The 12,896-nt window shown below is 64.4% G+C and carries 12 protein-coding genes; 5 read left to right on the forward strand and 7 right to left on the reverse strand.

Going from position 1 to position 12,896, the window contains the following annotated elements; translation table 11 throughout:
* Nucleotides 1-62: 62 nt before the first annotated feature.
* From LB572_RS30620 to LB572_RS30630, 3 genes are all read right to left on the reverse strand, one after another.
* Nucleotides 63-1,145 (reverse strand): ABC transporter substrate-binding protein, encoded by a 1,083-nt coding sequence (locus LB572_RS30620; RefSeq protein ID WP_140807542.1) that lies wholly within the window; start codon nucleotides 1,143-1,145, stop codon nucleotides 63-65.
* An 81-nt stretch (nucleotides 1,146-1,226) separates the two neighbouring features.
* Nucleotides 1,227-1,910: a transcriptional regulator BetI gene (gene betI / locus LB572_RS30625; RefSeq protein ID WP_140807541.1), complete on the reverse strand. Its 684-nt coding sequence runs from the start codon at nucleotides 1,908-1,910 to the stop codon at nucleotides 1,227-1,229.
* 6 nt (nucleotides 1,911-1,916) lie between these two features.
* A complete protein-coding gene (locus tag LB572_RS30630; protein ID WP_224670393.1) occupies nucleotides 1,917-2,711 on the reverse strand; it encodes a class I SAM-dependent methyltransferase in 795 nt (264 codons plus the stop codon).
* Nucleotides 2,712-2,967: 256 nt separating this feature from the next.
* Here LB572_RS30630 and LB572_RS30635 point away from each other — a divergent pair, with 256 nt between their 5' ends.
* From LB572_RS30635 to LB572_RS30650, 4 genes are read left to right on the forward strand one after another with little or no spacing between them, the layout of a single operon-like run.
* Nucleotides 2,968-4,587 carry a phytoene desaturase family protein gene (locus tag LB572_RS30635; RefSeq protein ID WP_224670395.1) on the forward strand — a complete coding sequence of 540 codons (1,620 nt, stop codon included), beginning with the start codon at nucleotides 2,968-2,970 and terminating at the stop codon, nucleotides 4,585-4,587.
* Nucleotides 4,574-6,148 (forward strand): phytoene desaturase family protein, encoded by a 1,575-nt coding sequence (locus tag LB572_RS30640; RefSeq protein ID WP_224670396.1) that lies wholly within the window; start codon nucleotides 4,574-4,576, stop codon nucleotides 6,146-6,148. The genes LB572_RS30635 and LB572_RS30640 overlap by 14 nt, the downstream gene beginning before the upstream one ends.
* Before the next feature lie 2 nt (nucleotides 6,149-6,150).
* On the forward strand, nucleotides 6,151-7,410 hold the full coding sequence (locus LB572_RS30645) for an aminomethyltransferase family protein (protein ID WP_224670398.1): 1,260 nt from the start codon (nucleotides 6,151-6,153) through the stop codon (nucleotides 7,408-7,410).
* A gap of 1 nt (nucleotide 7,411) precedes the next feature.
* Nucleotides 7,412-7,666, forward strand: a complete 255-nt coding sequence (locus tag LB572_RS30650; RefSeq protein WP_224670400.1) for a hypothetical protein — start codon at nucleotides 7,412-7,414, stop codon at nucleotides 7,664-7,666.
* Between the two features lie 152 nt (nucleotides 7,667-7,818).
* Here the strand turns inward: LB572_RS30650 and LB572_RS30655 are convergent, their stop codons facing one another.
* From LB572_RS30655 to LB572_RS30670, 4 genes are all read right to left on the reverse strand, one after another.
* Nucleotides 7,819-8,877 (reverse strand): dipeptidase, encoded by a 1,059-nt coding sequence (locus LB572_RS30655; RefSeq protein WP_224670401.1) that lies wholly within the window; start codon nucleotides 8,875-8,877, stop codon nucleotides 7,819-7,821.
* Between the two features lie 261 nt (nucleotides 8,878-9,138).
* Entirely contained in the window at nucleotides 9,139-9,438 is a 300-nt protein-coding gene (locus LB572_RS30660; RefSeq protein ID WP_027166574.1) for a GNAT family N-acetyltransferase, read from the reverse strand.
* Between the two features lie 57 nt (nucleotides 9,439-9,495).
* Nucleotides 9,496-10,125 (reverse strand): alpha/beta hydrolase, encoded by a 630-nt coding sequence (locus LB572_RS30665; RefSeq protein WP_224670402.1) that lies wholly within the window; start codon nucleotides 10,123-10,125, stop codon nucleotides 9,496-9,498.
* Nucleotides 10,126-10,128: 3 nt separating this feature from the next.
* Entirely contained in the window at nucleotides 10,129-11,061 is a 933-nt protein-coding gene (locus LB572_RS30670; RefSeq protein WP_224670403.1) for a VOC family protein, read from the reverse strand.
* Between the two features lie 212 nt (nucleotides 11,062-11,273).
* On the opposite strand from LB572_RS30670, the gene LB572_RS30675 reads away from it, so the two are divergent.
* Nucleotides 11,274-12,836 carry an alkaline phosphatase family protein gene (locus LB572_RS30675; RefSeq protein WP_224670404.1) on the forward strand — a complete coding sequence of 521 codons (1,563 nt, stop codon included), beginning with the start codon at nucleotides 11,274-11,276 and terminating at the stop codon, nucleotides 12,834-12,836.
* Nucleotides 12,837-12,896 lie beyond the last annotated feature (60 nt).

Below are 12,896 nucleotides of genomic sequence, written 5' to 3' on the forward strand. Positions count from 1 at the left end.
GGCTTTGGCGAGCCCGCTCACCTTGCTCTGCTTTGCAAGTGGGCGTGCCGCTGAAATTCGGCCTAATAGCCGGCTTTGATCTTCTCGAACTCGGCGATCATCTTCAGCTTGAGGTCCGAAGGCAGCGGCTGCTGGAACAGCGTCTTGTCGACGAACTTCTCGACATTGTCGTAGCCCTTTTCCTTCAGGATCGCCGGGTCGACGCCAGCCATGCCCTTGGCATTGGCCTGGCCATAGCCCCAGTCCTTGACCAGCGTCTTGGCGACTTCGGGATCGTTGACGGCATTGAGGTAATCATAGGCCTTGTCGACGTTGCCGGGCGCGTCCTTGAATAGCACGTAACCGCACACCCAGGTCGAGATGCCCTCGTCGGTGTCCTTCTTGGACTTGATCGGCACGCCGGCCTTGACCGACTGCACCGTCGCATCGTTCCAGGCCCAGGCGAGATCGACTTCGCCGCCGCTCAAAAGCTGGACGATGTCAGTGGTGTCGGTCCAGTAGGAGCGCACATTCTTGTGCACCTGGCGCAGGAAGTCCGACGCCTGCTTGAACTGCTCGTCCGTCATCTTGGTCCAGTCCTTGAGCCCGATGGCAAGGCTGGCCAGCGCGTAGGCGTCGTCGACATTGTCGCCGATCGAGACCCTGCCCTTGTATTTCGGATCGGCGAACACCTTCAGCGACTGCACGTCCTTTTCGGCGATCTTGTCGGAATTGTAGGTGAGCTGCGTATCGCCCCAATCCCACGGCATGAACCAGGCCTTGCCGTCGGATGTCGTGGCGAGATCCTTCATCGCCATGATGCCGGGATTGAGATCCTTCCAGCCGGTGATCTTCGACGTGTCGAGCGGCTGCAGCAGTCCCGCCTCGCGCCACTTCACCACGCTCTGCGAACAGGGATGGCCGATATCGGACTTGAAGCCGGAACGGATCTTTTCGAAGGCCTCGTCCTCGTCGCCGAAGAAGGCGAAGGTCGGCGAGTCGCCGTTCTTCTCGACATATTTCGGATGAAAGCTCGGATCCTCGTAGCCGGACCAGTCGAACACGATCAGGTCCTTGTCGGCGGCGACGGCGAACGCTGCCGCGGAAGCGGCGAGCGCGCTGCCAAGCGCCAAGGTCAATGTCAGGCGTCGGCTGAGTTTCTTCATGCTGTTCCATCCTCTTTTGGTTTTGCCGGTCTTGTTTGGCCGGCTGTTGCTAAGCCTGGCTTTTGCTAGCCCCAGTTCTCGCTAGTCATAGTGTTTCGGGAAGGCAGAGGCCAAAAATGCGTTGGCCGACTGCAGCGCGGTTTCGCGGGTCGTGTCCTCCGTCCCCATCATCAGCCGCAGCCACAGGCCCTCGAGCATGGCGCTGAGCGCCAGCGCGATGACCTGGGGATCATAGGCGTAGCCGCCGCTCTGTTTGAGCGTCGTGCATAGGTCGATGAAGACCTGCTGGTAATAGGCGTCGCGCGAGCTGCTCAGCGCCTGGTAGGTCGGCCGCGACTTGGCCTCGCCCCAGAAGGCGAGCCAGGCGGCAAGCTTGCGCTTGTTGCAGATCGAGCGGTCGAAATCGGCCCACACCAGATGCTGCAGCTGTCGCGCCGGATCGTCGCCCGCCTTCTGCAAGGCCGTGCGCCAATGCGCCGAGTACTCGTCATACATGTGCTGCAGCGTGGCGATGAGCAGCTTTTCCTTGCTCTCGAAGTGGAAGTTGACGATGCCGCGCGACAGGCCCGCGCCATCCGCGACATCGGCCATCGTCGTTTCGGCATAGCCGCGCTTGGCGAGGGAATCGATCGTGGCCTCGATCAGCTGCAGCTGCCTGACCTCTTTCGAGGCCTTGCGACCGCGTCTTTCGGCATCGCCTTTTTGCGCCGTTTCGGAGAGAGCATCGCTCGCCTCAGTCTTCATGGGTGTGACGGTCTCCAGCATCGCCGGCTATCCAACCGGCTTCCAACCGCGCAGATGAGTGGGGCGGTGCTCGCCACTGTCAAGCACCATCTGCATCGCCTCCCAGGTCTTGATGTTCTTGTCGACATAGGCCGCCCCGACCGCCGCCGTGGCCTGCGCGTAAAGCGGCCCCTTGAGCCGCGAAAGCTCTTCGCGCGCGACCTCGCGGTACCATGGATTGCGGTCGCGCACCGTGATCTCGGTGAAGCCGGCCCTCCGCATCGCTTCCGCATAGCGCGCCGGCGAGGCCATGGCGAAGGAGAGCCCTTCGGCCGCGATATAGGCCTTCATCTCAGGCGACGGCTCGCCGTCATGCCCGATCATCCAGTTCGACGCCGCAAACACTCCGCCCGGCTTCAGCACACGGAAGATTTCGGCGAACAGCGCGTCCTTGTCCGGCACGTGCAGCAGCGCGTCCTTGGAGAAGACGACGTCGAAGGACGCGTTCGTGAAAGGCAGCGGCCCCGGCGGCGTCTGGACGAAGCTGACGCGGTCCTCAAGACCTTGCCTGATCGCCCCTCGCCTCGCCGTTTCGATCACCGGCTTCTCGACATCGAAACCGGTGGCTCGAGCCGCACCGTGCTTTGCCACCAGATGCAGCGTGATGCCGCCGGCGCCGCAGCCGATATCGAGGATCGTCTTGCCCTTGAGCGAGAGGCCTTCGACCACGCGGTCGACCTCGTCCGGACCGCCCGGCGACAGGTAGCCCTCGCCCCACAGCGCTTCGAGGAAGCGAATGGCGGTGTCGTCATATTCCGGCTCGGCGTCAGCCGTCGCGATCATCGGATCCTTAACCCCAAATGCCGATGCGGATCAGTCCAGAAATGCTGGCAAAGCCTAGCGCATCAATAGGAAAACGCAACACCATTTGTTGAACATTCATTCAATATGACTGGACAAAAAACTGTGATCCGTGCCAAATTCGGCTGATCAGGGAACAAATCGCACCGAGCAATTCCAGGAAAAGTGTGAAGCGGTTTTCCGTCCGGAATTGCGAGAAAACAACAAGATAGGGCGGCCGGATGGAGGGTGAGCGCGTATGAAGGCATGGGACGCGATCGTCATTGGCGGCGGTCACAACGGGCTGGTCAATGCCTGCTATCTGCAGCGCGCCGGGCTGGATGTGCTGGTGGTCGAGAAGAACGACTGGGTCGGCGGCGCGGCCACCAGCCGCGAGCTGACGCCAGGCTTTCTCTACTCCAACTGCTCCTATGTCTGCTCGCTGTTCCGGCCCGAGATCATGCGCGATCTCGATCTGCCGCGTTTCGGCCTGCAGGTGATCTCCTATGAAGGCGGCGCGGTGTTCACCCGCGACGGCGACTACCTTGCCAACTACCGCGACCACGACGCGCATCGCCGCGAGTTCGCCCGCTTCTCGAAGCGCGATGCCGAGGCCTATGACCGCTATTCGCGCGACGTCACGAGGCAGTGCCGCTTCATCCAGCCGCTCTTGATGCGCACGGCCCCCGACCCGACCAGCTTCAGGCCGCGCGACCTTGGCGAGTTGCTCTATCTCGGCAAGAAATTCGCCGGCCTTTCGGCCGAGGAGATGGCGCTGACCCTGCGCTTCTGGACGATGTCGATCTCCGACTTCCTCGACGAATATTTCGAGACCGACGTCATCAAGGCGAATTTCGCGCTGTCGGGCATCATCGGCACCGCGCTGGGGCCGATGTCGCCCGGCACCGCCTATGTGCTGCTGCACCATTATATGGGCGAGGTCGACGGCTCGGTCGGCGCCTGGGGCTATGCGCGCGGCGGCATGGGCGCCGTCACCAGGGCGCTGGCCGCCTCCTTCAAGGCCAGCGGCGGCACCATCCGCACCGGCGCCGAGGTCGACCATGTGCTGATCAGGAATGGCAAGGCCAAAGGTGTGGTGCTTGCCGGCGGCGAGGAGATCTACGGCAAGCTCGTCATCTCCAATGCCGACGTCAAGCGCACCTTCCTGAAGCTGGTCGAGGAGAAGGAACTGCCCGACATCTTCCTGCGCCGTGTCCGCAACTTCAAGATCCGCGGCTCCTCCGGCAAGGTCAACATTGCGCTGGATTCCCTGCCCGAGTTCCCGGCTCTGCCGAAGGATTCGCCGGTCTACCGCGCCGACATGCATTTCACCGATTCCATCGAGCGCATGGAACGCGCCTATGACGACTGGAAGGCCGGGCGCTGGTCGGCCGATCCCTTCCTCGACATGATGATCCCGACCACGCTCGACCCGACCATGGCGCCGCCGGGCAAGCACTTCATGAGCTGCTTCGTGCAGTATGCGCCGCCCAAGATAAACGGGCGCGACTGGACCGACGCCGACCGTGACGGCTTCGCCGAAAGCGTGATTGCGCAGATCGCCGAATACTCGCCCGGCTTCCGCGACCGCATCGTCCACATGGAGGTGCGCACGCCGCGTGAGATCGAGGCCGAGGTCGGCCTTACCGAAGGCAACATCTTCCAGGGCGAGCTCACCTTCGACCAGCTGCTCTTCAACCGCCCGGTGCCGGGCTACGCGCAATATCGCTCGCCGGTCGGCGGACTCTATATGTGCGGCTCCTCCACCCATCCGGGCGGCGGCGTCATGGGCGCGCCCGGACGCAACGCCGCCGCCGAGATCCTGCGCGACCTCGCCAAGCCAACCCTGCATATGAGCCCAGCCCATGACGTCATCTGATTTGAACTGGGACGCCATCGTCATCGGCGGCGGCCATAACGGCCTCGTCGCCGCCGCCACGCTTTCGAAGTCGGGCCGCAAGGTGATGCTGCTCGAGGCCGGCAACGAGGTCGGCGGCGCCGCGCGCACCGAGGAATTTGCGCCGGGCTTCCGCGTCTCCGCGGTCGCCCATCTGCTCAACCGCCTGCATCCCGATGTGGTGAAGACGCTGGAGCTGGAGCGGCACGGGCTGACGGTCGAGCGCGGCGATTTCGTGCCCTCGGTCGCGCTATCCACGGACGGTCCGCTCACGCTGCACGGCGCCTATGGCGAGGTCCTGACCGGCGCCAGCACCTCGGAGCAATCCGCCTGGAAAGAGCTGCGCGCGCAATTGCTGCGCTATGCCGGCGTCCTGAAACCATTCCTGTCGCGCCGGCCGCCGAATCTTGGCGACATGTCGCTCGCCGAAATGACCGGGCTCGGCCAGACCGCGCTGGCGCTGAAAGGGCTCGGCAAGGAAGACATGCGCGACTTCCTGCGCGTGCTTTTGATGAACGTCTACGATCTGCTCGACGAGCAGCTTTCGGACGACCGGCTGAAGGGCCTGCTTGCTTTCGACGCCACACTCGGTTCGCATCTCGGCCCGCGCTCGCCGACCTCGCTGCTCGGCCTCTACTATCGGCTTGCCGGCGAGATCGGCGGCCTTGCAGGCGCGCAGATGCAGCCGAAAGGCGGCATGGGCGCCGTCGTCGCCGCCATCCGCTCGGCGGCCGAGAAAGCAGGCGTTTCGATCCGCCAGGCGTCGCCGGTCGCCAAGGTGATCGTCGAAAAAGGGCGCGCCGTCGGCGTCATCACGCAGAAAGGCGAGACGCTACGCGCCAGGACCGTTGTTTCCGCCATCAACCCGGCGACCACGATCCTCGACCTGGTCGGCCCGCGCGAGGTCGATACCGGCTTTGTGCGAAAGGTGAAGAACATCCGCATGAAGGGCGATGCGGCGAAGCTTCATTTGGCCCTCGACCGGCCGCCGCAATTTTCAGGCGTCGACGCCGCCGGCCACAAGGGCCGCCTCGTCATCGCGCCGTCGCCCGACCATGTCGAGCGCGCCTTCAACCCGTCGAAATATGGCGAGTTCTCGCCCGAGCCGGTGATGGAGATCACGCTGCCCAGCCTCGCCGATTCCTCGCTTGGCCCTTCCGGCGCCTGCGTGCTGTCGGCGGTGGTGCAATACGCGCCCTATGCATTGAAAGAGGGCTGGGCCGCTGGCAAGCCGCAATTCCTGAAGGCGATCATGGCGCAACTCGAAGCCTATGCGCCCGGCATCGGCGCGACGGTGCGGCATGCCGAGCTTCTGACCCCCGCCGACATCGAGGCGCGCTACCGCATGCCCGGTGGCCATTGGCACCATGGCGAATTGCAGGCCGACCAGATGCTGATATCGCGCCCGGTCTCCGGCTGGTCGGGCTACGACACGCCGCTCGAAGGACTGTTCCTGGCCGGCGCCGGCTCGCATCCAGGCGGCGGCATCTCCGGCGCCCCCGGCCTCAACGCCGCGCGCCGCATCATCGCGATGAGGGCATGACCATGGCACAGGCAACCAGGAAGAAGCCCGTCGACACCGAAATCGACACCGCGCTCGAAGCACGCAGCGCGGCCCAATCCCACTTCCGCACGCTGCGGCTCGGCACGCCGTTCCAGCCGCGCATCGACGCGCTGGGGCTAAAGCAGGATTGGTACAGCTGGGCCGGCTACCGCGCGCCGCATTCGCTGTGGGACGAGGAGCTCGAATATTTCGCCATCCGCAGCCAGGCGGCGCTATTCGACATCTCGCCGATGACGAAGTACCGGATCGAGGGTCCGGACGCCGAAGCCTATCTCGACCGCGTCACGCTGCGCGACGTGACCAGACTGAAGCCCGGCCGCGTCCACTACACCGCCTGGTGCGACGACGAAGGCTTCGTCCTCGACGACGGCACCTTGTTCCGGCTCTCGCCGACACGCTTCCGGCTGTGCTCGCAGGAGCGGCATCTGCCCTGGCTGCTGGACAGCGCTTTTCGGTACGAGGTAAGCGTCGAGGAAGAAACCGAAGCGGTCGCTGGGCTGGCGCTGCAGGGCCCGACCTCCTTCGCCATCCTCCGCGACGCGGGCTTTGCCGGCGTCGAGCGGCTCAAGGTCTTCGACCTCGCCGAATTCGCGCATGACGGCGCGACCGTCACTATCTCGCGCACCGGCTTCACCGGCGATCTCGGCTATGAATTGTTCGTGCCTGCGGACAAGGCGCTCAGTCTGTGGGACCGGCTGATGGCGGCGGGTGAGCTGCGCGGCATCCGCGCCATCGGCTATACTGCGCTGAACCGCGCTCGGCTGGAAGCCGGGCTGATCGTCGCCAATGCCGACTTCACCACCTCCGAGCATGCCATCCGCACCGATCGCCTGCGCATGCCCGACGAGATCGGCCTCGGCTTCATGATCGATCCGGACAAGGGTCATTTCAACGGCCGCCGCGCCATCCTCGAAGCGCGCGCGAAGAAGAAACTCCGTCATGTGCTGGTCGGGCTGGAGATCGAAGGCAATATCCCGGCCGAACACGCCATCGTCTACTACAAGAAGGGTCAGGAAGTCGGATTGGTCAGCGCGGCCATGTGGTCGCCCATGGCCAAGCGCAACATCGCGCTCGCCTCGCTGCAGCGGCCCTATGGCGACACGATCGTCGACGACCTCTGGGTCGAGATTTACGCCATGCGCGAGCTGCAGTACCAGAAGCTGATGAAGAAGGCGAAGGTGGTGCCGCGGCCCTTCATCAAGCTCGACCGCCGCACCGCCAACCCGCCGGCGGATTTCTGAGATGGCAGGCGAAGCGGAAGACCCGGACACGGAAACAGCAGAGCAGTGGCAGCTGGTCAACACGCCGCTCGGCGAGATCTGGTCCGGCCGCACCCGCTACGCGGCGGCCATGTTCTTCTTCAAGCGCGGCGAGATGAACGCCGAGACGCTGGAGGTCTACCGCATCTGCGCCCGGCTCGACGCGGAAAATCCCTTGCCGATCATCCGCGATCGCGGCATCGGCAAGGAATGGCTGAAACGCATGGGCCACTGCTGACAGCGCGCCAAGACCCTGCCGAGATTAAGGTCAGGCCGAGTCGAAAACAGCGGCTCTCGAGAACCGGAGCGGAGCGTACTTAAAGTACGTGAGCACCGGAAGCGCAGAGAGCCACTGTTTGCAGGCCGGCATCACCTGAATATCGGCAGGTCTCAGCCGATCGTGCGTTCCAGCACACTCAACCAGTTCCGATAGGCGATCTTCTCGATCAGCACGCGCCCGAAACCGCGAGCCGCCAGCGCATCGATGAGCTTGGGCAGGCCGGCGACGTCGCCTATGGGGGCCGGGATCATGGCGCCGTCGAAATCGGAGCCGAGACCCACGCCGTCCTCACCCAGCGCCTGCAAGAGCGAGTCAATGTGGCGCACCATGATGTCGATGCTGGTGTCGGCGTTCATGCGGCCATCCTCGCGCAGGAAGCCGGTGGCGAAGTTGAGGCCGACCATGCCGCCCGTTTCGCGGATCGCGCCGAGCTGCCAATCGGTCAAATTGCGTGAATGGCCGCAGATCGCATGCACATTGGAATGGGTCGCGACCAGCGGCGCGTCGCTGAGCGCGGCCACGTCGCGAAACCCCTTCTCGTTGAGATGCGAGAGGTCGATCATGATCCTGAGCTGGTTGCAGGCTTTGACCAGCGCCTTGCCGGCATCGGTGAGGCCAGGCCCGGTGTCGGGCGAGGAGGGAAAGCGGAACGGCACGCCGTTACCGAAGGCGTTCGGACGGCTCCAGACGATGCCCAGCGAGCGCAGGCCTGCGGCGTGCAGCACGTCGAGCATGGCAAGCCCGGGATCAATCGCCTCGACGCCTTCGATGTGGAAGACCGCCGCGATCGACCCCTTAGCCATCGCGTCCCGCACATCGCCGGCGCTGCGGCAGACGGTGAGCGCGCCCGCACGCTCCAGCCGGAACAGGATCGAAGCCATGCCGATGGTCGAGGTGATCGCCTCCGCCTGCGGCAGTTCCGGCGGCAGCGGCTCGTTGTCGCCTGGCGCCGGCGGCACGGCGCTGCGCTTCGACTTCTCGACCGGCGGCGGAAAGATCGCGAACATGCCGCCGGCAAAGCCGCCCTTCCTGGCGCGCGGCAGGTCGATATGGCCGCCCGGTGTCCCCTCGATGAACAGCTTTTCAACGTCGGCTTCCTTCGACTGGTAGAGTCGAAGCAGCGTGTCGTTATGTCCGTCGAAAACGGGGATCAGGTCGGTATCGGTCATCAGGGGGGCCATTCAAATCGGTGACGGGCGGGACGACAGGTTTCGTCCGAGCGAACCGTCAACTTAGGCAAGATGACCGGGCGGTGCAAATGCCAAGGCCGGCTCTTTCCCTTCTCCCTTGTGGGAGAAGGTGGATCGGCGCGTTAGCGCCGAGATGGATGAAGGGTGCTCCAGCGGAGTAAGACGTTCGCGTTTCCTGGAACACCCCTCATCCGGCCGCTTCGCGGCCACCTTCCCCCACAAGGGGGGAAGGGAAAAACCTTACTGCTTCAGCACGTCCGCCCATTCCGGATGACGGCGGAACTGGGCGTTCGCGAACGGGCAGAGCGGGATGATCTTCTTGCCGGCGGCACGAGCATCCTCGACGGCGCGGGTGACGAGCCGAAGCCCGGCGCCTTGGCCGCGAAACACGTCCGGCACCTCGGTGTGGTCGATGATGAGCTGGTGCTCACCGATCTTGGTGAAGGTCATCTCGGCCTCGGCGCCGCCGGGGCCGCGCAGCACGTAGCGTCCCTTGGAGCCGCGGTCTTCCAGTTCGATCTCGGGCAGTTGGTCAGCCATTTTGTTTGCCTCCTCAGAGCATGATGCCGAAAAGTGTGAAGCGGTTTTCGGACGACATCATGCTCTATCTTTTAGAGCCGGCGCCGGCGCGAAAAGCCGCCGCACCGCTTCGGTTTCATTCGGCCGAACCTCATGCCCGCCGTCGTGCCATTCCACAGTGACATCGGCGCCGTCGGCGCGCAAATAGGCCTCGAGCCGCGACGTCAAATTGGGTGGGCAGATCGGATCCCGCTTGCCGGCCGTGATCAATATATGGCGTCCGGCAAGGCTCCCTTGCACCTGCGGCTCGAACGGGATCAGCGGATGCATCAGCGCCGTGGCATCGAACAGGCCAGGCTCCGCAAACACCACCGAAGCCAGGACATTGGCGCCGTTGGAATAGCCGAGGCCGAATACCGCCGAAGGCTTCACTGCCTCGACATACGCCTTGACGAAGCCCGCCATCTTCGCTGTCGCGCGCGCCAGGTCGTCCATGTCGTAGACGCCCTCGCCGGTCCGGCGGAAGAAACGCGCAGCGCCATGCTCCGACACGTCGCCGCGCGGCGAGATGATCGTCGCGCCGGGCAACAGCTCGCGGCCGAAGGTCAGCAGCTGGTTCTCGTCCGCGCCGGTGCCGTGGAAGACGAAGAGCAGCGGGCTGCCCGGCGAACCGGGCAGCGTCTTGTGGATGTAAGCGTCCTTGCTCATGGCTTAGCCTTCCAGCTTCTGCAGGTGCTCTTCGAGATAGGGCCTCAGATGCTGGTGCTGCGACGGCAGCTTCAGCGCCTCGCCCAGATGCGCGGTGTCCTCGTCGCGGTCGAAGCCCCGCTCGTTGGTCGCCACCTCGAACAGGACGCCGCCCGGCGTGCGGAAATAGATCGCCCAGAAATAGTCGCGATCGATGACCGGCGTCACGCCATAGCCCGTGTCGATCAGCGCCTTGCGCACCTCGAGCTGCTTGGCGCGGTCCTCCACCGCGAAGGCGACATGGTGCACCGAACCGGCGCCGAGATTGGCAAAGCCCGCGCCCGGCAGCGATTCGATGTCGACGACATCGGCGCCATTGCCGTTCTTGATGGCCAGCCGGCGGACGTTGCCGGACTTGTCGACTTCCTCATAGCCCATGAACTTCAAAAGCTCCTCGGTGGCGCCGCCATCCTTCAGCCGGAGCGAGACGGAGTGGAAACCACGGATCGCCTCGTCACCGGGAACGCCGCCCTTCACCCAGGGCGCTCTCTTGTCGGCCTTGTCCTCGACGAGCGCGAAACTGTCGCCGTCAGGTCCAGCGAAGGTCAGCCGCTTCTCGCCGAAACTTTCCGAGCGGGCGACGTTGCCCACGCCCTCATCGGCGAAGCGCTTTTCCCAGTAGGCGAGCGTGCCTTCCGGCACCGAGAACACCGTGGTGCCGACTTCGCCGACGCCATGCCGGCCCTTGCCGATGTCGGGGAACGGGAAATAGGTCATCACCGAACCCGGCGTGCCGACCTCGTCGGCATAGTAGAGATGATAGACGTCCGGCGCGTCGAAATTGACGGTCTTCTTCACCCGGCGCAGGCCGAGCTTCTTGGTAAAGAACTCATTGTTGCGGCGTGCGTCGCTCGCCATCGAGGTGACGTGATGCAGCCCCTGGATCTGATTGAGCATGACGTGCTCCTTCCCTTGTCTTTGTGCGGCCCTCGCCGCTGTCCACGCCAATATGAGGATAGGCGGGCCGGCGGCAAAGCGGGCAAACACAGAATGGACTGTGTCATAAAAGTGAACGACTGTTCAAAATATGTTCACCAATCCATCACCGGCATTGACTTGCAACCCCGGTGATTTCCGTTCCATCTGGGCGCTTCCACAAGGAGACGATCTTGGACCATCCGACGAACCGCCCGAATGTTCTCCTCATCACCTGCGACCAGTGGCGCGGCGACTGCCTGTCGGCGGCCGGCCATCCGACGCTGAAGACACCGAATGTGGATGCGCTCGCCTCGGAAGGCGTGCTCTTCCGCCGCCACTATGGCGGGGCAGCACCCTGCTCGCCGGCCCGCGCCTGCCTCTACACCGGGCTCTACCAGATGAACAATCGTGTCTGCCGCAACGGCACGCCGCTCGATGCGCGCCATGGCAACATCGCGCTTTCGGCGCGCGCGGCGGGCTACGATCCCACTTTGTTCGGCTACACCGATGTCTCGCTCGACCCGCGCCCGCTTGCGGCCGGGGATCCGCGCCTGCGCAGCTATGAAGGAGTGCTGCCGGGCTTCGCCGTGCGGCAGGCCCTGCCCGAGCACCAGAAGCAATGGCTGTCATGGCTGCGCGCGCAGGGCATCGATACCGGCGCCGGCAGCCCCGGCATCCATCGCCCGGCCAAAGGACAAGCGGGACGCGACGCGACCAACGCGCCGCCAGTCTATTCGAAAGACCAGACGCCGACCGCTTTCCTGGCCGGCGAATTCATCCGCTGGCTCGGCGAGCAGGAGAAGAGCGCGCCGTGGTTCGCGCATATCTCCTTCATCAGCCCGCACCCGCCCTTCATCGTGCCCGAACCCTACAACGCCATGTACGATCCTGCCGACGGTCCGGCTTTCCGGCGCGCTGCAAGCTGGCAGGCCGAGGCGGAAGGCCACCCCTATCTCGCTTACGATCTCGACCGGCAGAAGCGGACAAAATTCGTTCCCGGCATAGAAGGCAACGTGCCGGACTGGAGCGAGGAAAACTTCCGCCGCATCCGCGCGATCTATTACGGCATGATCTCCGAGGTCGACGCGCAGCTCGGCCGTATCTGGCAGGCGATCAGATCGGCGGGCGCCTGGGACGACACCGTAATCGTGCTCACCTCCGACCATGCCGAGATGATGGGCGACCATTTCATGCTCGGCAAAGGCGGCTTCTTCGACGCCAGCTACCATATCCCGCTGATCATCCGCGATCCGCGCCGCAGCGCCGCGGCCGGCTCGTCCGTGGGCCATTTCACCGAGGCCGTCGATATCTTCCCGACCCTTCTCGACCTGATCGGCGCCGCGCCACAGCGCCATCTCGACGGCTGTTCGCTCGAGCCCTGGATCGACGGCAGGCAGCCGGCGAGCTGGTGCGACGCCGCGCATTGGGAGTTTGATTTCCGCACGGTCGCCAAAGGCGAAGCCGAACGCCATTTCGGCATCGAATCCCGCGCCTGCAACCTCGCCGTCATCCGGACGGCCGACTTCAAATACGTCCATTTCGGCGGCGGCCTGCCGCCGCTGCTGTTCGACCTGTCGAAAGATCCCGACGAGCTGAACAACGTGGCCAGCGATCCGGCCTACCTGCCGGTGCGGCTGGAGTTCGCGGAGAAAATGCTCGCTTGGCGCGCCGCGCATCTCGACCAGGCGCTGGCCTTGGCGGAACTGACGGACGAAGGCGTGGTCGGGTATGTGAGTAGGGAAGTAGGGGGGTAGGATCAATGCAATGGCCGTTACCCGGCCAGCCTCCTTTTTCCTACTCCCTTACTCCCCTAC

Origin of the sequence: Mesorhizobium sp. BH1-1-5 (assembly GCF_020165615.1) — a bacterium.
Lineage (GTDB): Bacteria > Pseudomonadota > Alphaproteobacteria > Rhizobiales > Rhizobiaceae > Mesorhizobium.

Excerpts from the sequence above, each read along its gene's own strand:
- LB572_RS30620 (WP_140807542.1), bottom strand. The coding sequence starts at position 1,145 with ATGAAGAAACTCAGCCGACGCCTGACATTGACCTTGGCGCTTGGCAGC.
- betI (WP_140807541.1), bottom strand. The coding sequence starts at position 1,910 with ATGCTGGAGACCGTCACACCCATGAAGACTGAGGCGAGCGATGCTCTC.
- LB572_RS30630 (WP_224670393.1), bottom strand. The coding sequence starts at position 2,711 with ATGATCGCGACGGCTGACGCCGAGCCGGAATATGACGACACCGCCATT.
- LB572_RS30635 (WP_224670395.1), top strand. The coding sequence starts at position 2,968 with ATGAAGGCATGGGACGCGATCGTCATTGGCGGCGGTCACAACGGGCTG.
- LB572_RS30640 (WP_224670396.1), top strand. The coding sequence starts at position 4,574 with ATGACGTCATCTGATTTGAACTGGGACGCCATCGTCATCGGCGGCGGC.
- LB572_RS30645 (WP_224670398.1), top strand. The coding sequence starts at position 6,151 with ATGGCACAGGCAACCAGGAAGAAGCCCGTCGACACCGAAATCGACACC.
- LB572_RS30650 (WP_224670400.1), top strand. The coding sequence starts at position 7,412 with ATGGCAGGCGAAGCGGAAGACCCGGACACGGAAACAGCAGAGCAGTGG.
- LB572_RS30655 (WP_224670401.1), bottom strand. The coding sequence starts at position 8,877 with ATGACCGATACCGACCTGATCCCCGTTTTCGACGGACATAACGACACG.
- LB572_RS30660 (WP_027166574.1), bottom strand. The coding sequence starts at position 9,438 with ATGGCTGACCAACTGCCCGAGATCGAACTGGAAGACCGCGGCTCCAAG.
- LB572_RS30665 (WP_224670402.1), bottom strand. The coding sequence starts at position 10,125 with ATGAGCAAGGACGCTTACATCCACAAGACGCTGCCCGGTTCGCCGGGC.
- LB572_RS30670 (WP_224670403.1), bottom strand. The coding sequence starts at position 11,061 with ATGCTCAATCAGATCCAGGGGCTGCATCACGTCACCTCGATGGCGAGC.